The organism is Limibacillus sp. MBR-115 (assembly GCF_040549425.1).
In the GTDB taxonomy this organism is placed as follows: Bacteria; Pseudomonadota; Alphaproteobacteria; order Kiloniellales; family CECT-8803; genus Limibacillus; species Limibacillus halophilus.
Genome location: NZ_JBEPTJ010000002.1, coordinates 160531 through 180896, shown reverse-complemented (window position 1 = coordinate 180896; position 20366 = coordinate 160531). Strand labels below are relative to the sequence as shown.

19 protein-coding genes are annotated in these 20366 nt (G+C 58.8%); 12 read left to right on the top strand and 7 right to left on the bottom strand.

Annotation, left to right across the window (positions count from 1 at the left end; translation table 11 throughout):
* Nucleotides 1–12: 12 nt before the first annotated feature.
* The 4 genes from holA to ABIE63_RS04425 form a co-directional block, all read right to left on the bottom strand.
* Nucleotides 13–1065, bottom strand: coding sequence for a DNA polymerase III subunit delta (gene holA / locus ABIE63_RS04440; RefSeq protein WP_354503163.1), 1053 nt, complete (start codon nt 1063–1065; stop codon nt 13–15).
* Nucleotides 1066–1101: 36 nt separating this feature from the next.
* The gene (gene lptE, locus ABIE63_RS04435) at nt 1102–1635 is read right to left on the bottom strand and encodes an LPS assembly lipoprotein LptE (protein WP_354503161.1); all 534 of its coding nucleotides are present in this window, start codon (nt 1633–1635) and stop codon (nt 1102–1104) included.
* 19 nt (nt 1636–1654) lie between these two features.
* Nucleotides 1655–4318 (bottom strand): leucine--tRNA ligase, encoded by a 2664-nt coding sequence (gene leuS / locus ABIE63_RS04430; RefSeq protein WP_354503159.1) that lies wholly within the window; start codon nt 4316–4318, stop codon nt 1655–1657.
* Nucleotides 4319–4445: 127 nt separating this feature from the next.
* Nucleotides 4446–4988 (bottom strand): DUF3576 domain-containing protein, encoded by a 543-nt coding sequence (locus tag ABIE63_RS04425; protein ID WP_183414737.1) that lies wholly within the window; start codon nt 4986–4988, stop codon nt 4446–4448.
* Between the two features lie 512 nt (nt 4989–5500).
* On the opposite strand from ABIE63_RS04425, the gene ABIE63_RS04420 reads away from it, so the two are divergent.
* From ABIE63_RS04420 to ABIE63_RS04380, 9 genes are all read left to right on the top strand, one after another.
* Nucleotides 5501–6589 carry a porin gene (locus ABIE63_RS04420; protein ID WP_354503157.1) on the top strand — a complete coding sequence of 363 codons (1089 nt, stop codon included), beginning with the start codon at nt 5501–5503 and terminating at the stop codon, nt 6587–6589.
* A 414-nt stretch (nt 6590–7003) separates the two neighbouring features.
* Nucleotides 7004–8143 (top strand): porin, encoded by a 1140-nt coding sequence (locus tag ABIE63_RS04415; RefSeq protein ID WP_354503155.1) that lies wholly within the window; start codon nt 7004–7006, stop codon nt 8141–8143.
* Nucleotides 8144–8463: 320 nt separating this feature from the next.
* Complete coding sequence (locus ABIE63_RS04410; protein ID WP_183414734.1) at nt 8464–9558, top strand: porin; 1095 nt, start codon at nt 8464–8466, stop codon at nt 9556–9558.
* 116 nt (nt 9559–9674) lie between these two features.
* Complete coding sequence (locus ABIE63_RS04405) at nt 9675–10532, top strand: sulfotransferase domain-containing protein (protein WP_354503153.1); 858 nt, start codon at nt 9675–9677, stop codon at nt 10530–10532.
* A gap of 41 nt (nt 10533–10573) precedes the next feature.
* Nucleotides 10574–11770 carry a cupin domain-containing protein gene (locus tag ABIE63_RS04400; RefSeq protein ID WP_354503150.1) on the top strand — a complete coding sequence of 399 codons (1197 nt, stop codon included), beginning with the start codon at nt 10574–10576 and terminating at the stop codon, nt 11768–11770.
* Between the two features lie 14 nt (nt 11771–11784).
* Complete coding sequence (locus ABIE63_RS04395; protein ID WP_354503148.1) at nt 11785–12684, top strand: sulfotransferase domain-containing protein; 900 nt, start codon at nt 11785–11787, stop codon at nt 12682–12684.
* The gene (locus ABIE63_RS04390; RefSeq protein ID WP_183414730.1) at nt 12677–13510 is read left to right on the top strand and encodes a sulfotransferase domain-containing protein; all 834 of its coding nucleotides are present in this window, start codon (nt 12677–12679) and stop codon (nt 13508–13510) included. The genes ABIE63_RS04395 and ABIE63_RS04390 overlap by 8 nt, the downstream gene beginning before the upstream one ends.
* Nucleotides 13511–13513: 3 nt before the next feature.
* Nucleotides 13514–14380 carry a sulfotransferase domain-containing protein gene (locus tag ABIE63_RS04385; RefSeq protein WP_183414729.1) on the top strand — a complete coding sequence of 289 codons (867 nt, stop codon included), beginning with the start codon at nt 13514–13516 and terminating at the stop codon, nt 14378–14380.
* Nucleotides 14377–15075: a YggS family pyridoxal phosphate-dependent enzyme gene (locus ABIE63_RS04380; protein WP_183414728.1), complete on the top strand. Its 699-nt coding sequence runs from the start codon at nt 14377–14379 to the stop codon at nt 15073–15075. Before ABIE63_RS04385 ends, ABIE63_RS04380 begins: the two co-directional genes overlap by 4 nt.
* On the opposite strand, the gene ABIE63_RS04375 is transcribed toward ABIE63_RS04380, so the two are convergent.
* Complete coding sequence (locus ABIE63_RS04375; protein ID WP_354503145.1) at nt 15072–15602, bottom strand: L,D-transpeptidase family protein; 531 nt, start codon at nt 15600–15602, stop codon at nt 15072–15074. The two genes, ABIE63_RS04380 and ABIE63_RS04375, sit on opposite strands and share 4 nt — an antisense overlap.
* Nucleotides 15603–15702: 100 nt before the next feature.
* Here ABIE63_RS04375 and arsC point away from each other — a divergent pair, with 100 nt between their 5' ends.
* The gene (arsC, locus tag ABIE63_RS04370) at nt 15703–16053 is read left to right on the top strand and encodes an arsenate reductase (glutaredoxin) (protein WP_354503143.1); all 351 of its coding nucleotides are present in this window, start codon (nt 15703–15705) and stop codon (nt 16051–16053) included.
* A 28-nt stretch (nt 16054–16081) separates the two neighbouring features.
* Here the strand turns inward: arsC and ribA are convergent, their stop codons facing one another.
* On the bottom strand, nt 16082–17215 hold the full coding sequence (gene ribA / locus ABIE63_RS04365; protein WP_354503141.1) for a GTP cyclohydrolase II: 1134 nt from the start codon (nt 17213–17215) through the stop codon (nt 16082–16084).
* A gap of 183 nt (nt 17216–17398) precedes the next feature.
* On the opposite strand from ribA, the gene ABIE63_RS04360 reads away from it, so the two are divergent.
* Nucleotides 17399–18271 carry an alpha/beta hydrolase gene (locus tag ABIE63_RS04360; protein ID WP_354503139.1) on the top strand — a complete coding sequence of 291 codons (873 nt, stop codon included), beginning with the start codon at nt 17399–17401 and terminating at the stop codon, nt 18269–18271.
* Between the two features lie 146 nt (nt 18272–18417).
* A complete protein-coding gene (locus ABIE63_RS04355) occupies nt 18418–19116 on the top strand; it encodes a response regulator transcription factor (RefSeq protein WP_183414722.1) in 699 nt (232 codons plus the stop codon).
* A gap of 2 nt (nt 19117–19118) precedes the next feature.
* Here the strand turns inward: ABIE63_RS04355 and ABIE63_RS04350 are convergent, their stop codons facing one another.
* Nucleotides 19119–20336, bottom strand: a complete 1218-nt coding sequence (locus ABIE63_RS04350; protein ID WP_354503137.1) for an MFS transporter — start codon at nt 20334–20336, stop codon at nt 19119–19121.
* Nucleotides 20337–20366 lie beyond the last annotated feature (30 nt).

Here is a 20366-nt window from a genome sequence, read left to right as displayed (position 1 = left end):
GTGTGGTGAGCCTCAGCCGCGACCGCCCTTGGATTTCGGTGCGCGCGCCGTCAGTTCAAACAACGCGCGCGAAGTAATCATCTCGGAGGGAGCGCCCGTCCGCTTACAGTCCATCTCCGCATCTAGCAGCCGGTTGATCGCGGTTCCCAGGGCAACGGCGCCCCAGCGGCCGAGCTGCCGTTTGAACCGGTCCTTCGTTTTGAAAAAAACCGGCGGGCGAAGTTTCGCAACGGCCTGATCGGATGACTGTCCCTGGTCAAGATGGCCCCGCGCGGTCTGGAGGCGAATGAAATGCCCGGACACGGCGCGCAACAAAGGCACTGCATGCAGACCTTCGGCAAAGGCTTTGGTAAGCGACCTTTCGACCTGGGCCAAGTCGCCGTCGCCAACAGCGAAGCTCAGATCATCAAGTGTCAGGTGGGCGCTGTCTCCGACGCAGGCGAGGACATCATCCATATCGATGCTGGAATGCCCATCTTCAACGGGACCCTTGTAAAGCATCAGCTTTTCAAGTTCCTGACGGGTCATAAGGCGATTGGTTCCCAAATGATCGCGGAGGAAAGCAATGGCCTCCGGGGTCGCGCGATAACCCGCCTGCGCGAAGGTCTCGCGGATCAAGGATTCCAGCGTGCCTTCCTCGTCCCGGTAGCACGGCAAGGCAGCGCTTGATTTCTCCTTTTCGAAGAGCCCGCGCAGCTTGGATCTTGGTGGCAGGTCACCGGCTTCCAAGACCACTAGAGTATCGCCACCGGGGGGGTCGGCCAGGAAGGACGCAAAAAGCGGCGCCAGGGAGTCCTCCGAACTGCGCAGCCGGACAACCCGGCGGCCGCCGCCAAAGGCCATGGCGGCGACTTCGTCGATCAGACGCGCGGGATCGTCCTTGAGATCTCCAACACTCAACTCGGCGACTCGGAACGGGTCACGAGGGTCTTCAACGACACTCGCCGTCAGCGTGTCCGCTCGTTCTTTGACCAAGCCATCATCGGGGCCGTAGACAAGGACCGCGCGGATATCCGGGTAAGGTTTTGCGGCAAATCGGTCGGCAGAGCGGGCATCGATCTTCATGATTGCCTTCCGATTACTTTCCGTCCGGGGTTACTATCACCCCTCGTCGCGTGACAGGAACACTGCCAAGCGTTGGGAAATTTCGTCGGCGACAACCGTGAGCGCCCGCCGTCTAGCATCACGCTCGGCCACGACTGTGCCATACTCTTCCTCTAGAGCCAGAATGCTGTAACCGCTGGTTGCTTGGCTGTTCCCGCGGTAAATGACATTGCGTCCGGATTTGTCATAGAGGGCAAAGCGAGCGCGGACGATCAGGTTGGCGCGACGGGCCGTTTCGTCTTTCCGCAGGGCTAGCTCTTGAGTCGATTCACGCAGATCGACGCGCAGGATGTACTCGGGGTCGCCGGGTTGTCCCTGAGGATTAATGCGATCGCGCAGGAAATTGTGCAGCATTTGGCCGTTGCGGTCGCTCAGCGGATCTATGCCCACTGATGCCAGACGGTCGTTGACGCTGGATCCGTCTGAGCCACGCTTGGCGTGGAGCGGCGTGAAACCGCAAGCCGACAAAAGCGGGAGCGCGGCGAGCGCCCCTATCGTCAGGATCGCACCACGCCTGGATCGCTTAACCAAACTCCTCGGCCCAGTTTTCTCAGACAACAACATTCACCACCCTGTTGGGCACCACGATGACTTTCCTCGGCGCCTTGCCCTCCAATGCCCGCACAACACCATCGGCACTCAGTGCGGTTTTTTCCGCCAGACCCTTGTCGCAGTCCTTAGGCAAAAGGATCGTGGCCTTGAGCTTACCATTAACCTGAATTGCAACGGTAACTTCGTTTTCATGCAATAGGTCGGATTCCGGTTCCGGCCAGGCCTGGTTTGCCAGCAAACCCTCTCGCCCGAGGCGCTGCCACAATTCTTCTGCCAAATGCGGCATCATGGGGCCGATCAAACGGGTCAGGATCTCAAGCGTCTCGCGCAGCACCCAGGCGTCCGAATCGGCGCCGGGTTTAAAGCTCTGCAAGTCGTTTGACAATTCATAGACCCGCGCGACGGCCTTGTTGAAGCGGAACAGTTCGACATCTTCGGACACATCCCGCACGGCACGGTGTGCCCGGCGCCTGAGCGCCATCCCCTGATCGCTGAAGCTGGAAGGCTTTGCGGCCTCTACCGGCGGTAAGGTTTCTATCGCCTCGTTCGCCTGCCGCCAAAGGCGTTGAGTGAAGCGCCATGCTCCGGCGATACCGGCATCGGTCCATTCCATATCACGGTCGGGCGGGCTGTCGGACAACATGAACCAGCGCGCCGTATCGGCGCCGTAGTCGCGGATGATGATCTCCGGATCGACAGTGTTGCGCTTGGACTTGCTCATCTTCTCGACACGGCCGATCGTGACGGGCTTACCGTCGGGCCCGACGGGCCGATCACCGTCGCGAGACACCTCGTCCGGGGAAAGCCAGTCTCCGTCGGCGTTGCGGTAGGTCTCGTGCCCGATCATGCCTTGGGTAAAAAGACCGGCAAAGGGCTCCTTAACGTCCAGGTAGCCGCAATCCTTGAGCGCACGGGTGAAAAAACGCGCGTAGAGCAAGTGAAGAACGGCATGCTCGATTCCACCGATATACTGGTCGACGGGCAACCAGTAGTCGACGTCCTCTCGGGCCATCGGCAGGTCGGCGCGCGGGCTGCAAAAACGCGCAAAATACCAGGAGGAATCGACAAAGGTATCCATCGTGTCAGTATCGCGTCTGGCGGCCGCTCCGCAGGACGGGCAGGGCACAGCCTTCCAGGTTGGGTGCCGCTCCAAAGGATTGCCGGGTTGACCGAATTCGATGTCCTCGGGCAGTTGCACCGGCAGCTGGTCCTCGGGCACCGCGACAGGGCCGCAAGAATCGCAGTGGATAATAGGGATCGGGCAACCCCAATAGCGCTGTCGGGAAACGCCCCAATCGCGCAGGCGGTATTGAATCACGCCTTCCGCACAGCCAAGCGATTCCAAATGGTCGATCGCTTTTTCGACCGCCTCTACGGGTGTAACCTTCGGGTCGGTGAGGAACGAAGCGCGCGTGTAGAACACCTTCTCATCGGCGGATTTATCCGCAAAGGCCGTCTTGCTGATATGGAAAATCAGCGCCTTGCCGCTCGGCCCGGAGATTGCCAGGAGCGGGTTCTCTGCCAACTTCGATGCAAACGCCTCCAACTCAGCCCCGGTCGGGTCGCGAGCGTCGAGCGGTCGATAGGTCTCGATGACCGGAAGGCCGTACTTGTTTGCAAAATCAATGTCGCGTTGATCGTGGGCCGGGCAACCGAATATCGCCCCGGTTCCGTAGTCCATGAGCACGAAATTGGCGACGTAGATCGGAAGTTCACGATCACCAAGATGGCCAAGCGTTCCTTTCAGCCCGGTGTCGTAGCCCAGCTTCTCCGCCGCTTCAATTGCTGCTTCGCTAGTGCCCAAGTGGTCGCACCTGGCGATAAAGGCGCGCAGGCCAGCATCCTTCTCCGCCAGCTCCTGGGTTAGGGGGTGGTGTGGTGAAACCGCCAGGAAGGAAGCGCCCTCGATGGTGTCGGGACGGGTCGTAAAGACTTCAAGGGGTACGCTGCGACCTTGAACGGAAAAGCGGACCCGGGCACCACGAGACCGGCCAATCCAATTTTCCTGCATCAACCGAACCTTATCGGGCCAGCGATCCAGGCTCTCCAGGCCTTCCAGCAAATCGTCGGCATAACGGGTGATCTTAAAGAACCACTGCGGCAGCTTACGCCGCTCCACAGGAGCGCCGGAACGCCAACCGCAGCCGTCGATAACCTGTTCGTTGGCGAGCACCGTGTGATCCACGGGGTCCCAGTTCACCCAGGACTCCTTACGGTAGACCAGAGCATTCTTAAAGAAATCCAGGAACAGCCGTTGTTGATGCCGGTAGTAACCCGGGTGACAGGTCGCCACCTCCCGGCTCCAATCGATGGAAAGGCCCATCGATTGCAATTGCTCGCGCATTGTCGCGATGTTCTCGAAGGTCCAGCGCGACGGGTGTACACCCTTCTGCATCGCGGCGTTCTCGGCCGGCAGGCCAAAAGCATCCCAACCCATCGGATGCAGGACATTGAAACCGCGGGCGCGCTTGTAGCGTGCGATCACGTCCCCAATCGTGTAGTTACGGACGTGGCCCATATGGATCCGCCCCGAAGGGTAGGGAAACATTTCGAGCACATAGTATTTTGGTTTGGTTTTATCGTCCCGAACCGCAAAACACTGGGATTCCGTCCAGGCTTTCTGCCATTTGATTTCGGTCGATTTGGAATTGTAACGGCTCATGGACGTCCTGAACTCTTAGCTGTGCTGCGGCAACCCCCCGATTGCCGGTCAAATCCTGTTAGCGCATGCCCCTAAGCTGCAGCCCAATCATCAAACCGCAGACCGCTGCGCTCGATGCGCGCTGGCTTTACTGAATGGATGCGATCCGTAACTGGCGCGCGCGCGTGAGAATTGCATTCTCAAGGTCGACTGCCGTCTGCTTCTCCACCGCAGCATCCGTCCACACGCCGTTCTGCAGATTTTGCTTGAAGACGGAAGCACGCAAGCCATCCGCACGAAGCTGCCGGGTAAGGATGAAGACGTTCACCTTGAAACGCTCACCGGGCGAATCGCTCGGTTGATACCAGTCAGTGATGATAACGCCGCCAAAGGGGTCGGCCGAAGCAAGCGGCATGAAGGAGACAGTATCCAGAGAGGCCCGCCACAAGAAGGTGTTGACCGCTATGCCAGAGCCACTCTCGAGTTGAGTCTCCTTGTCCGAACCGCCAAAGAGCACGAGGCCGTCTTGACCGAATATGCTTTCCTGCTCTTCGTAGCCCGGCTTCGAACCCTGCCGTTTGCCCGGGTATACGGCCTCGGTGTTCTGCCCGCCGCAAGCCGCCAAGAAGGCCAGCAACAGCGTAGAAATCACCAAACGGCTTGCGAAGAAGCTGTCTCTGTTTTGACCCATAATCTTCATGCTTCCCGTCTCAAGAAGTCCCACCTATCAGGCGTCACGACCCCGGACGCCGCGCGGCGTATTTCGCGCTCTTTAGACCACGGTGGCGCACCGGAGGTCAAGAAAGCAAGCGTTCCACTTGTCAGCCATGTCGCTCTTGTCGTGTCGTTTGGCCTTCCGAGCGCCTTATTAACCGAACAGTTAATTGTAATTATTCATTGAAAACGTATGGGTTCAGTCGGAAACAGGGGGTTTCTTCAGTTCATTTCAGCATTACTGTTTATAAGCCTTTGAGAATCCAACGACGTTAACGAACTGTGTCCTTGATGCAACAGTATGGTGCGAAGGTCACAAAAAACATTCAATTACGTTGACCGGCGCGGCACTCTGCATAAAGTGTTGATGCTGCTCGGGGGCGAGGAATCCGGGCAATAAAAAGTACGGGGGGCGCCCAGCGCTCCATTTGCGAGGAATGATGAACCGGTTTTTTAAGTTACCGGTTCGCAATAGAAAGGGTGAAAACCATGAAAAAAGTGCTTCTCGGCACGACTGCCCTTGCCGTTGCCAGCTTCGTCGGGGCCCAGCAGGCCAAGGCGCAGTTCGAGGTTACGGTTGGCGGTTACACGGAGCAGAAGTTCGGCTATTCGAGCGTTGATATCGACAACACGACGGTCGACTTCGACGGCTTTGACCTGAAGTCCGACTCGGAAATTCACTTCAAGGCGAAGCAGACTCTCGAGAACGGCCTGACCTTCGGCGTTCAGATCGAACTCGAAGGTGAGACCAACACGGCCGACCAGATCGACGAGTCCTATGTCTTCATTCAGGGTTCTTTCGGTCAGTTGTTGCTCGGCTCCGAGAACTCGGCTGGTTACAAGATGACCTATGCCGCTCCGGACGTCAGCTTCGCGAACGTCAACTCGGGCGACCAGACCAACTGGCTGCCTTCCTTCGGTCTCGGCACCACGCAGGCTGGCTACTTCCGCCGCGTGCTCGGCACGACCTACCTTGAGTTGGACGGCGTCAACGACTCCCAGCGCGTGACCTACTTCACGCCGCGTTGGAGCGGTTTCCAGCTTGGTGTTTCCTACACGCCCGATGGCGCGCAGGACAACAACTCGCAGCTGACCGAAACCCGCGCCTTCAAGAACGCCTTCGACATCGCGGCCAACTACGTCAACTCCTTCGACGGCTTTGACGTTGCTCTGTCCGGTCGTTATGGCTTCGCTGAAGACGAAGTGAACGCCAACAGCGATCCGGAAGTCTGGAGCGTCGGTCTGAACCTCGGTTATGGTGGTTTCACCATCGGTGGTTCTTATGCCGAAGCCAACGACCAGGGTGCCAACACGGGTGAGGCCTATGATGCTGGCGTGTCCTACACGACCGGTCCTTGGGGCGCTTCCTTCACTTACTTCCACGGTGAAGCAGAAGGTTCAGTCCTCGCCGGTGAAGAAGAGCAGGATGCATTCCAGTTCGCCGTCTCCTACGCGATGGGCCCGGGCGTGACGCTCGAAGGCAACATCACGCACGTCGAGTTCGACGACGATGACGGTGGCGCCGGCTTCAATGACGACGCGACTTACGGCATTCTCGGCGTGAAGCTGAGCTTCTAAGCTCAAGCATCACGGCATCTGCCGAATTGGGAAGGGGGCGGTTTACCGCCCCCTTTTCTTTTGTCTCTTCATGGTCTTTCGTTGTCTGCACCGCCCGATGATTGGCTAGAGAACAGGGCGCTCATCTCTCCCGGCCTCGCAACCCATTTCCTCGCAACCCATTTCCTCGCAACCCATTTCCTCGCGACCCCAATGCCGCAGCCTGCCGCCTGTGATCAAAGTGCAACAGTCGTTACAATATTGTAGCGATCTGGCGGACCTCGTCTTGTGCCCAAAGAGTAATAAAGTACTGTTCGTTACAGAACGAATCCACAAGTGCGTGGACCGTTCGTTCCTGGGGCACAGGGCAATTCCTCTCCCAGCCTACATTTGAACCAGGAACCGTGGGGCAATATCTCGATAGCGGGAGGCCCCATGGTTCGCGACAGAAAGGGTAGTATCATGAAGAAGGTGCTTCTCGGCACGACCGCCCTTGCCGTTGCCAGCTTCGTCGGGGCCCAGCAGGCCAAGGCGCAGTTCGAGGTTACGGTCGGCGGTTACACAGAGCAGAAGTTTGGTTACGCCAGCGTTGACGTTGACGGCGCCAATGGTGATTTCGACGGCTTCGATGTGAAGTCCGACTCGGAAATTCACTTCAAGGCGAAGCAGACTCTCGAGAATGGCCTGACCTTCGGTTTCGAAGTCCAGCTTGAAGCGGAAAGCAACACCGGCGATCAGATCGACGAATCCTTCCTCTTCGTCGAGGGTTCTTTCGGTCAACTCCTCATTGGCTCGGAAAACACCGCCGGTTACAAGATGACCTATGCCGCGCCGGACGTAGGCTTCGTTAACGTCAACTCCGGCGACCAGACCAACTGGCAGCCCTTCATTGGTCTGAACGCCGGCTTCTTCCGTCGCGTATTCGGCACGACCTTCATCGAACTGGACGGCAACAACGATGCCCAGCGGTTGACCTACTTCACGCCGCGCTGGAACGGTTTGCAGATCGGTGCTTCCTACACGCCGGACAGTGCGCAGGACAACCAAAGCCAGTTCGCCGAAACCCGCGATTTCAAGAACGGCTTCGACATCGGTGCTAACTACGTCAACACCTTCAGCGGTGTCGATGTGGCAATCTCCGGCCGTTATGGCATCGCAGACGACGACAGCTCCAGTGGTGCGGCGACCGTGCCCGGCTCGCCCGGCGACGTGGACACCGATTCCCCAGAGTTGTGGTCGGTGGGTCTGAACCTTGGCTACGCAGGCGTTACCATCGGCGGCTCCTACGCCAGTGCCGATGCACAGGGCGTCAACACCGGTCGCTCCTACGATGCCGGTATCTCCTACGAGACCGGGCCTTGGGGTGCCTCCTTCACCTACTTCCACGGTGAAGCGCGGGGCAGCTTGGTCAATCCGGGTGATGACGAGCAGGACTCCTACCAGTTCTCCGTCACCTACGCGATGGGCCCGGGCGTCCTGATCGAAGGTAACGTGACTCGCAGTGAGTTCGACGACGATGGCGGCATCGACGAGGATGTCACCTACGGTCTAGTGGGCGTTAAGCTGAGCTTCTAAGGCTCTGCCAACCTCACGGAGACGGCGGGAAGGGGGCGGTTTCCGCCCCCTTTTTGTATATCTGGGCGCCTGTCGCAGGGGCTATTCACTGTTGCGGTTTTGCAACAGGTGTCACAAAGGTATAGTCCAAATCAGAAACACGTCTTGATTGAAAGGTGGCTTGCCATAGGCTGCGCATCGGATCGATTCAGATAAAACAAACGCGAATCGACCACCTAGGGGGCCCCGGGACAACCTGTCCCGGCTCATAAAAACAAGGAACCGCCGCAAGGTTTCCCGCAAAGGACCAAAAGCGGTTCGCGAATGAAAGGGTGATTACCATGAAGAAAGTGCTTCTTGGCACGACGGCGCTTGCCGTTGCCAGCTTCGTCGGGGCCCAGCAGGCCAAGGCGCAGTTCGAGGTGACGGTTGGCGGTTATATGGAGCAGAAGTTCGGTTACTCGAGCGTTGACATCGACGGCACGACGGCCGACTTCGACGGCTTTGATGTCAAACCGGATTCGGAAATTCACTTTAAGGCCAAGCAGACTCTGGAAAACGGCCTGACTTTCGGCGTCGATGTTCAGCTCGAGGCGGAAACCAACACCTTTGACCAGATCGACGAATCCTATCTCTTCATCCAGGGTTCCTTCGGTCAGATTCTGCTCGGTTCCGAGAACTCGGCTGGCTACAAGATGACCTATGCCGCGCCGGACGTCAGCTTCGCCAACGTCAACTCGGGCGACCAGACTAACTGGCTGCCCTCCTTCGGTCTCGCCACCACTGCGGCTGGTTATTTCCGCCGCGTGCTCGGCACGACCTATCTTGAACTGGACGGTGTCAACGATTCCAACCGCGTCACCTACTTCACACCGCGTTGGAATGGTCTGCAGCTTGGTGCTTCCTTCACGCCGGACGGCGCGCAGGACAGCCTGACCCAGTTCTCCGAAACCCGCGCCTTCAAGAACGGCTTCGACATTGCGGCCAACTACGTCAACTCCTTCGACGGATTTGATGTTGCTGTGTCCGGCCGCTACGGCTTCGCCGACGATGATTCCGGGGCAACCGACAGCAGTCCGGAATTGTGGAGCGTTGGTCTGAACCTCGGTTATGGTGGTTTCACCATCGGTGGTTCTTACGCCGAAGCCAACGACCAGGGCGTGAACACGGGTGAGTCCTACGATGCCGGCGTGTCCTACACGACCGGTCCTTGGGGTGCGTCCTTCACCTACTTCCACGGCGAAGCAGAAGGGACTGTCGGTCTTGCCGGTGACGAAGAACAGGATGCATTCCAGTTCGCCGTCTCCTATGCGATGGGCCCGGGCGTGACGCTCGAAGGCAACATCACCCACGTCGAGTTCGACGACGATGACGGTGGCGCCGGCTTCGATGACCACGCGACTTACGGCATTCTCGGTGTGAAGCTGAGCTTCTAAGCTCAAGGCATCACGGCGTTTGCCGATATGAGAAGGGGGCGGTTTACCGCCCCCTTTTTGTCGCGAGGTCGGCTACCCCTTCAATCGGCTCGGCAAACAGGCTATTCATGCCTGCCATGAAGAAGAACCTCGTTTGGCTGGCCTCCTACATAAAATCCGGGAATACCTGGATGCGCTTCCTGCTGGTGAACTATCTGCTGGATAGGGAAGAGCCGCTGCCGATCAGCGAGATCGGCCGTTATACCTATGGCGATATGGCCGCGCGCGCGTTTCAGCGGGTTGCCGGGCGTCCCTTGACTGACCTCAGCTTGCGGGAGATCCATGACCTCCGCCCCGCGGTGCAGCGACTTTATGCTGAAGCCCGCGATGATATCGTGCTGGTGAAAACCCATTCGTTGGCGGGAACGATCTATGGAACGGCGACGGTGCAACCGGCGCTTACGCGCTGTTCCCTCTACATCGTCCGCAATCCTCTCGACGTCGCCGTGTCGCGGACTCACCATCTGGGTCAGGATACCGAGGAATCCGTCGCAGCCATGGGCGACCCCTCCAACATGTTCATGGGCGACAACAAGGCAACCGTGTTTCAACCGGCGGGCACCTGGAGCCAGCACGTGCTGAGTTGGATCGACTCCAAACCTTTGAAAACATTGATGGTGCGGTACGAGGACTTGTTGGAGGATGCAGAACGCGAGCTCACGCGCGCGTTGCAGCATATGGGCATGCCTGTGGATTCCGGGCGTGTGCGTAAGGCCGTGGCCTTCAGCAGTTTTGATGAGTTATCCCGGCAGGAAAAGGAAAGTGGATTTCAAGAGGCCTCGCCCAAGAGCGCAGCGTTTTTCCGACGCGGCAGCAGCGGCGAAGGCGGGACGCGCTTGACGCAAGAGTCCCTCGAGCGTCTATATCGGGACCACAAGGCTGTCATAGAGCGGTTGGGCTATGCTAAGAGCTTTCATGACCTTGGCCTGCGTTAGTAGGACCGGCCCAAAAGGCGGTAAAGCAGAAGAGGAATGAAATGACGACCGGATTGAGCTTTCGCGCACTTCTTGCGTCGGAGACCCCCGAGGAGTTCCTCGCCAAAACCTACACACGCAAGCCGCTCTTCATTAAGGGTGATGCGGCAAAGGCCGAAGCCGTGTTCTCCTGGGAACAGCTCAACGAGATGCTTCAGGTCGCCAACCTTTGGAGCGAGGCCTCGATGGACCTTGCACTGAACGGCAAGCTGATACCGCCGCAGAAGTTTTGCTATGCCTCGGTAGACCGGGAAGGCCGACCCTGCCAGCGACCTGACCCGCGCAGCGTGCAGCAGGCTTTGAAGCAGGGTGCCACCTTGGCGCTGGCTTTTGCGGACACACTCTCTCCAGGGGTCAGGGCGACCTCTTTGGCAGTTGGGGCCAACGTTTCGGCGCCGGTGAACACCTCGATTTTCGCCTCCCACAAAGGCATTCAGGGTTACAACGAGCACTTCGATACGCAGAATGTCTTCGCGCTCCAGATTTCCGGCGAGAAAACCTGGCGCGTCTATGAGAACAGGATACCCTCGGTTGCTGCAATACCGGGATTTGATAGCGAAAGCCTGACGCCCGACCAGGTGAAGGAACGGATGGGCAAGGTCCTGTTGGAAGTGACGGCCAAACCGGGCGACTTGCTCTACATTCCGCATGGTTTCGTCCATGCCGCGACAGCCTCTAGCGAGGATTGCCTGCACGTATCGTTCGGCGCCTGTCACTTTGTCCTGCAGGATTACATGAACCTGCTGATGCGCGAGTTGCCGCAGGAAGTGCTGTTCCGGCAGTATCTGCCGCACTTTGAGGACAAGAAGAGCTACGAGACACTGCTTCAAGAGGCGGCGGCAAAGCTCACGGAGATCATGAAGCGTCCGAACCAGGCGCAGGCGATGGCGGACTACGTGCGGCAGAAGACTTTTGAGATTTATGCTTCCTACAATCTGCCGCTCCGCGAATCCATGGACCTGTTCCGGGTTCGCAATCTAGGCGTGAAGCTGGTGCGGCGCGGTAGCGGCTTTCAGGTCAAGCGGGGTGACCAGAAGCTTGATTTGGATGAGACGCAGAGCCGCATTGCCGAATGGCTCCTGGATCGGGACTTCGCCGCACGCCACGAGATCGAAAGAGCGTTTCAGGATATCGAGAAGCCGAGAATGCACGGCGTATTGCAAGGATTGTTGGCCGCTGGCGTCCTGGAAGCACTCTAGGCGAGGAGGGACCGGTGCGCAGGAATCTCGTCTGGCTCGCGTCCTTCCCAAAATCGGGAAACACCTGGCTGCGATTTCTTTTGGTCAACTACCTGCTGAACCGTGACAAGCCGGTAGGGCTGGACGAAATCAGCCGCTACAGCTTTTCCGATACTGGCGTGCGCGCTTTCACCAAGGTCGCGGGACGGCCTGTCGGCACTCTAAGCGATGCCGAGATCATGGCTTTGAGGCCATCGGTTCAGCGCTTTTACGCGCAGAATCCGGCCGACGTCGTCTTCGTCAAGACCCATAGCATGGTGGCCGACGTCGAGGGCACGCCCACCATTGATTCTGCGGTTACCAGAAACACCTTGCATGTCGTGCGCAATCCGATGGATGTCGCGGTGTCCTTCGCCAATCATTACGGCTGTTCATTGGACAAGGCCGTCGAGTCACTCTGCCGCGATACGCTTGTGCTGCGCGGCAATCCCAAGCGAAACCTGCTCAGCGTGGTGGGAAGCTGGAGCGCGAACAATGCAAGCTGGATCAACAGCAAGGCGCTAAAGGTGCTGACTTTGCGATATGAGGATATGCAGGCCGACACGACAGCCGCACTGGACAAGGCCTTGGTTCATATCGGTCTCGAACCGGATGCGAGCCGTATCGCGGCTGCTGTAGGATTCTCCAGTTTTGAGCGGCTCTCCCGACAGGAGGCTGAGACAGGGTTCTCCGAGGCCGCGCGTGACGGCGGCCGTTTCTTTCGAGCAGGCAAAAGTGGCGAAGGCGCGCGCAAGCTGGGGCCGGACCTGATAGCCCGCCTGTGGGATAAACATGAAGCGATGATCACCCACTTTGGTTACAAACCAGATTTTGAGCGGGCCCTGAAAGCGGGCGTGAGAAGCGACCCCGAAGCGTCTGGAGTGCAACGTGGGTAAGAATCTGTTCTGGCTGGCCTCTTATCCTAAGTCCGGAAACACCTGGGTGCGGCTTTTCCTTGCCAACTATCTGGCCCGGACAGAGCAACCCTTTCCGATCAATCAGCTGGGAAAGATGGGATACGGCGACGTGATCGGCGAGGCTTATGGCAAGATCGCAGGAAGACCGCACACGACCTTGACCGAAGCCGCTGTGAATCGTTTGCGACCGGCGTTGCAACGCGCTCTGGCGCGCAATCCCTCCGATGTTCTGTTTGTTAAAACCCATAACGCCAACATCCGACGTGACGGCGAGAGGCTGATTTCGCCCGAAGTAACCCGCGGCGCGCTCTATATTGTGCGCAACCCTTTGGACATGGTTCCTTCCTATGCGGATCACTACGGAATTACGCCGGAAGCCGCTTCAATTGCCATCGGTCAAAAGACCAACCAGATTCTCGCCAATCAAACCAATGTCGCCCAGTACATCGGGAGCTGGAGCGACCACGTGCTCTCGTGGGCCGATGACCGCAAGCTCGGTGTGCTGGTTCTGCGCTATGAAGACCTGCAGGCCGACCCGCGGACGGCTTTTGTCAAACTGTTGCGGCACATCGGCCTGGAACCGGAGGACGGGCGGCTGAAGAAGGCCATAGAATTCTCCAGCTTCAAGGAAGCCCGCCGACAGGAAGACGAGCACACCTTTGTAGAGCGCTCGCGCAACTCGAAATCCTTCTTTCGTTCCGGCAAGGTCGGCGCGGGCCGCGCAGAGCTATCGCCGCTTATTCAGCAACGGATTACGGCCGACCATGGAGATGTCATGCGCCGCTTTGGTTATCTGGAGGACTGAAGCATGGGACGCATCATATGGCTGGCCTCTTATCCGAAGTCGGGGAACACTTGGCTCCGGGCTTTTCTGGCCAATCTGGTGCTTGATCGAAAGGAGCCCTTGCCGATCAACGATCTAAAAGCCTTCACCCTTTCAGATACGCGGCCGCGCTTTTATGCAGCGGCCTCGGGGCAGGCCCTTGAGGCCTTGGACCTCAACGATGCCGAGGTCGTTGCGTTGCGACCGAAGGTTCAGGAGATGATCGCCGCCGAACGTCCGCACGATCATTTCGTCAAAACCCATAGCATTTATGGAAAGGTCGGCGGCCATCCGCTTTTTGCACCGACGCTTTCCGCTGGCGTGGTTTACGTCGCACGCAATCCGCTGGATGTCATTCCTTCCTATGCGGCACATTTCAATCTGAGCTTGGACCAGGCGATCCTGGCGCTTGAAAGCCGTGAAAACTGCAGCCCGACAGCGGGAGCTTCGATCGGCTACGTCATGGGGCGCTGGTGTGACCACGTGGAAAGCTGGATGTCGAACAAGCAGATTCCCTGCATTGTCTTGCGTTACGAAGATCTGGCGACAAGGCCTTTGCAGGTTTTCGGGCATCTGGCCAAGACACTCGGCATTGCAGGCGATCCAGAGCGATTGCAGCGCGCGATCGATTTTTCTTCTTTCAAGGAGCTGTCGCGCCAGGAACGGGAATCGGATTTCAGCGAACGGCCGCCCCATGCGGATCGCTTTTTCCGATCCGGCAAGGTTGGCGCTGGAGCCGATCTCTTGAGCGCGGCCCAACGTGACCGGGTGATAAAAGTACAGGGACCAATGATGCGGCGATTGGGGTATCTCGACGACGCAGGAAAGTTGACCAAACAGGTGACGGCATGAGCAGAGAAGACAGTGTTGCCAAAACGGCATCCGAGCGTTTGCAGATGGTTCGGGACGCTATTGGTGTCGCGGCGCGGGAGGCCGGGCGGTCGCCGGATGCGGTGACGCTCGTGGCGGTCAGCAAGACCCATGACGCCGCTGCAGTGGTCGAACTTTTGGGCTGTGGTCATCGCGTGTTTGGAGAGAATCGGGTCCAGGAGGCTCAGGGAAAGTTTCCCGATCTGAAAGTTTCTTACGCCGACCTCGAACTGCATCTCATCGGGCCGCTGCAGACCAACAAGGCGGGTGACGCGGTCGCGCTGTTCGATGTCATCCAGACTGTGGATCGCCCCAAGCTGGCGCGCAGCCTTGCAAAGGAGATGGATAAGCAGGGTCGACGACCCCGCTGCTTCATACAGGTCAATACCGGTGAGGAGGCGCAAAAGGGAGGCGTGTTGCCGGCGGATCTCGAGGCGCTGGTGACGCTTGCCCGCGACCTCGACCTGCCGCTCGAGGGATTGATGTGCATACCGCCGGTCGAGGAAGATCCGGCGATTCACTTCGCCTTTCTACGGGAGTTGGCGCGCCGTCACGGTTTGTCGGAGCTCTCTATGGGAATGAGCGGGGACTTCGACGTGGCCGTCACGTTCGGAGCGACCTTCGTTCGCGTCGGCACCGCACTCTTTGGGGCACGCGACTACAGCCAACAGGGTTAAGCTGCGGGCCCGGGTGCCAGCACCTCGATAACGTCGCCCTGCCCGATCAGTGGCAGGAGCGCCAGAAGATCGGTCTTACTCAACGCGACACAGCCCTCGGTGGGGGCATAGTTTTCGCGCGCGACATGAAAGAAGATGGCGCTGCCTTTCCCGGCAACCGGAGGTGCGTCATTGTAGCCCATGGGGATGATGAGGTCATAAACGCCGTCGTCACGCCAAAGCGTTTCATGCCCGGCGGCGTAGGGCAGAAGCACCAGCTTGTTATAGGCTGAATCGGTTGGATCGTCGCACCACCCGTCATTCGACCGCAAGGCTCTGGCGGGAAGACCGCAGGCCGGCAAAGTCAGACGATCCGGTCGATAGAGCAGTTCTCGAAGGGGCCAAAGCCCGATGGGTGTGGCGCCGTCACCTTCCAGTTTGTCGTGCTTTAGACCGCCTCTGCCGACGGCGCAGCGCCAACGGCGACCGCCCAACCGCAACCAGAACTGCGGTCCGTCCTGTTCCACCAGGAAGCGTTTGCCGGTCATGGCATTCCTTTCCGGTCAGTTGCTTGCCCTTCCGGCCTCGTCGGGCTATAGCCGAGTCTGCAAGGTATTATGCAGTGAGTCGCGAAGGAAAGGTAAGTCGATGGCCGTCATTCTGTATCACAACCCGCGTTGTAGTAAATCCCGCCAGACGCTGGCGCTTTTGCAGGATAGGGGCGTTAAGCCCCAGGTCATCGAGTATTTGAAGACGCCGCCGGATGCAGCCACTCTGTCGGACATTCTGGATAAGTTGAGCATGGCGCCGCGCGATCTCATGCGCCGCAAAGAGGCCGTGTACGGCGAGTTGGGGTTGGATAATCCGGAACTCGATCGAGACGCCTTGATACAAGCAATGGTCGAGAACCCAATTCTCATCGAGCGTCCGATTCTCGTAGTAGATGGCCGAAAAGCCGCCCTTGGCCGTCCGCCGGAGCAAGTCCTCGGTATCCTTTGAACCGACGGACCGAATTCACTCGGTCCGTTTAGAAGAGGTGTCCGAACTTGCGGACCTTGGTATCAAGATAGGCTTCGTTGTGGCGGTTCGAGGGAAAGGCATGCGGCACACGGGAGATGACTTCGATCCCGCAACGCTCCAAGGCTTCGACTTTTTCCGGATTGTTTGTCAGCAGGTTGACCTGATGAAACCCGAGATCGCGTAACATCGCCGCCGCCGGCAAATAAACGCGCTCGTCGGCGTCAAACCCGAGCTGTTCGTTGGCTTCAAGAGTGTCGGCGCCGCGGTCCTGCAGGCTGTAAGCACGCAGCTTGTTGACCAAGCCAATGCCACGGCCTTCTTGCGCCAGATACAGCAGGACACCGGCGCCGAGCGCGCCGATCGCTTGGATGGCGCCCCGAAGCTGATCGCCGCAATCGCACCGCAAAGACCCTAGCAGGTCGCCGGTGAAGCACTCTGAATGTAAGCGGGCAAGGAGCGGGCTGTCGGCCTTTGGCTCGCCAATCACAATGGCTAGGTGCTCAACGCCACCATCGGGAGGGCGGTAAGCGATGACGCGCGCGTTTTCCGCGCCCTCCAAAGGCACCTTCGCTTCGCCGACCCGCGACAAGGTGCGCGATGCCGCAAGCCTGTAGGCCGTCACCTCCTCGGTTTCCAGAAGCAGCAAATCATCATTTTCAAGGAGCTTGGCACTTTCTCCATCGACCATCGCCAACAGTGCCGCTGGCAGCAACCGCGCCAGCTTCATCAAGTCGACGGACGCCGGAGCCAGATCGGCCGGCGCATCGGCGACAAGCGGGCGCTCCACACTGCGCGCACGTGGCAGGCTTGGGTCGGTCAGTTCAAGCACCCGCGTCGCGGAGCGGTCAAGCAGCCGGAGCGCCACGGGGTCGGCACCCTTGCGGGCGCTCTTGCCTTCTTCCAAGCCAAGCGCCATGGCCCGCCTGGCGGTGATGATCAGAAGGGGTTCTGCTTTGGCCTTCTTGCGCAGAATTGCCAAGCAGGGATCATCCACCGTCTCGGCACTGAGCACCAACGCGACACGTCCGTCCGGCGCCCGCAGGAGCACGGGCGTACCGCGCCGCAACTCACCGAGTACACGGTCAACGTGGCGCAGAGCGGGTTCCGCTTTCATTTCAACAGAGGCGAGTTTCTCGTGCATTCCAGTTCCCAGGCCGGGCCTTTCTTCTTGAGCGACCGTTCTTATGTAGGTTGGGGTGTCGTCGTTTTCATCTTCAAGGTCCCGACGCATGCCCTGCCAGCGGCAATAAAGCACGGGCTGCGGTCTCTTTCCAGTCTGCAGGTCTGCGGCTAATCTTGCAGCGTTGAAAGTAGAGGAGAATTCATGAGCGCCATCGTTCACCGTAGCTATACACGCGAGCAACTGGATGCCCAGCTAAACAACCGGCTGTTGGTTCCCGACCATCCGGAATACTTCCGACGCTGGTCGGAAGACAGCCAGGCCGCAGTGAAGACGTACGCATGTCGCCAAAATTTGGCCTATGGTTCGTCCCAGGGCGAGCGGTTGGACCTTTTTCCCATTTCTCATGGAGCCGCAGAGCGCGCGCCGCTTCTCGCGTTCATACATGGCGGTTGGTGGCAGTCACTCGACAAGTCTGACTTCAACTACCTAGCCCCACCGTATCTGGAGGCAGGCGTGGCTTTTGCCTCGATCAACTATGATCTTGCGCCCAAAGCCACGATCCCGCAGATCACGGATCAGGTGCGCCGGGCCATCGCCTGGTTGCATGACAACGCGCAACGCTACGGAATTGACGAACGCCAGATCTACGTTGCCGGGCATTCGGCAGGCGGGCATCTTGCCGCAATGTGTTTTGGGACCGATTGGTCAGCCTATGGAGTTGAGCAGAATCCCATCGCGGGTGGTGTTTCTGTTTCCGGTGTCTATGACTTGTCACCGCTGATACACAGCTATCAGCAGCCGGTCTTGCGCTTAACCGAGCAGGCAATCCAAAGCTACAGCCCTTTGGCACTACGGCCATTGAGCCAGCAACCGCTCATATGCGCGGTCGGTGCGGAAGAAAGTCAGGAATTCCTTGATCAGCAGGAGGATTTTCTGGCGGCCTGGATACCGCAAGGAGCAAACCTTAAGACGATTGATCTGCCGGGTTGCAACCATTTCTCGGCTGTAGATTGCCTTGGCAAGCCGGGTCATCCTCTTTTGCGGGCGACGCTTGATCTCATCAAGGCTGCGTGAACAGGAGCGCGAGGGGCTACTGTTGAGCGGATTAGTTATATATCTAGGCAGTGACGATCGTATAGGCTCTAGGGATAAGACCCACGGCTTTTGGGTAAGAGAGCGCGATCAGGGTGAAGTATTTCGGGAGAGGTCGCTTTCAGATCATGAATAAAAACGCCACGGGTAAGAAAGTATTGCTCGTCGACGACGACGAGGCTCTGCGCACATCCTTGAGCGAACAGCTTCAATTGCATGAGGAGTTTCTCACAGTCGAAGCCGGGAGCGCGAAGGAAGCGCTGGAGCTCGCCAAAGGCGAGTATTATGACGCCATACTGCTAGATGTCGGGCTTCCCGACGGCGATGGGCGTGACCTCTGCAGGGTCATGCGACGCAATGGCGTTAAGGCACCGATCATCATGCTGACGGCGCATGAATCCGACGCAGATCAGATTCTGGGCCTGGATGCAGGGGCAAATGACTATGTGGCCAAACCCTTCAAGCTCGGCGTGCTGCTGGCGCGCCTGCGGGCGCAGCTGCGTACTCACGAACAGAGTGAAGATGCAGTTTTTACCATTGGGCCCTACACCTTCCGTCCCAGTGCGAAGATGCTGATTCACAACGACAGTCAGCAAAAGGTCCGACTGACCGAGAAGGAGACTGCGATCCTGAAGTACCTCTACCGCAGCGGCGAAAAAACCATTGGCCGGGAAACGCTGTTGGGCGAGGTATGGGGCTATAACGCGGGGGTCACGACCCACACGCTGGAAACGCATGTTTACCGTCTGCGGCAGAAGATCGAACCCGACCCTGCCAACGTGCAAATTCTTGTCACGGAGCCGGGCGGTTACAAACTGGTCCCGTAGGATCAGCGAGCCGCACGCTCGCGGTTGCGCCGCATCAGCATTACGACAAGGAGGCCGAGCCCGAAGGCAACGATAACGATTGTGCCAAAGGCCGGCGCCGCCCCTTGCCAGTCCCCGGAGCGCGCCAGCAGCCAGGGCAGGAGCATCGGTCCGACGAGAACGCCGACATTACGGCCCGTCATGATGATTCCGAAAGCGTTGCCCGAAGCGCGCATCTGCCCGACCAGCAAGGCCGGCAGCGCCCACAGAACGGTGGGCACGACGCCGGCGGTGGCACCGTAGATGATCAGGGAAAGGACTCCTGTCCAGTCGGCCCCGATCCACGGCAGAGTCCACCAGCACAATGCCTGCAGCAGCAACCCCCCCAGAAACAGCGGCGGCAAGGGCACGCCTGCCTTGAGCAGGCTTCCCGTTACGGCATTGAAAACGATGAGCGTGACGACCGGGAGGGCATAACCGAGCATGGCATTGTCAAAAGATAGCCCCATTGCCTCTACCAGAAACTGCGGCAGCCAGGTCATGTAGGCGAAGTACTGGCCCGACCAAAGCAGAAAAATGGCGCTCACCAGCACGAGCGATGCTATCTCCATTTGGGCCAAAGGCGCGCCTTCGTCCACATGGCTGGAATGTCTTGGGCCCGGCAACAATCCCGGCCGTCTGCGCTCAAGTGTGAGCATCCAGATATACAGCACGACGGTCAGTGCGAGCGCCATGTACCAGAGCCAATGCCAGTCGCCATAACGAAGCGCCGGTTGCGCCGTGACGATGGCGACCAACTGCCCGATGGGCACCCAAGAGGCCATGGCGCCCGCGATCAGGGGCATGTGGCGCGCGCTTGCGTAACGGGTAGCGAGCATCTGACCGACAAGGGCGCAAGCGGCGAAGGCAATTCCCTCCAGGCCGCGACCGATCAGCACGACCAGACCGTCAGAGGGCCAAGCGAGAATCAATAGATTGCCCGCCAGAGAGACGAGAAGCGCCAAAGTCAGGGCACGGCGCACGCCCTGTCCATCCACCAACCGGCCGATTGCGAACGAGAGAAGCAAGCCGACGAAGGCGTAAACCGACATGAAACCGCCAGCCAACAGCTTCTCGTACGCGTACAAATCGAGCAACCGCGGCATGACCGGTGGCAGTTTAAACTGTTGATAAGCCGCGTAGGAAGAAAGACTGAGGCCGAATAGAACCGCAGCCCAGATGGTTTTTTCCCGCGCCGTCATGTGGCCAGTCTCTTTCTCATTGTCTATGTT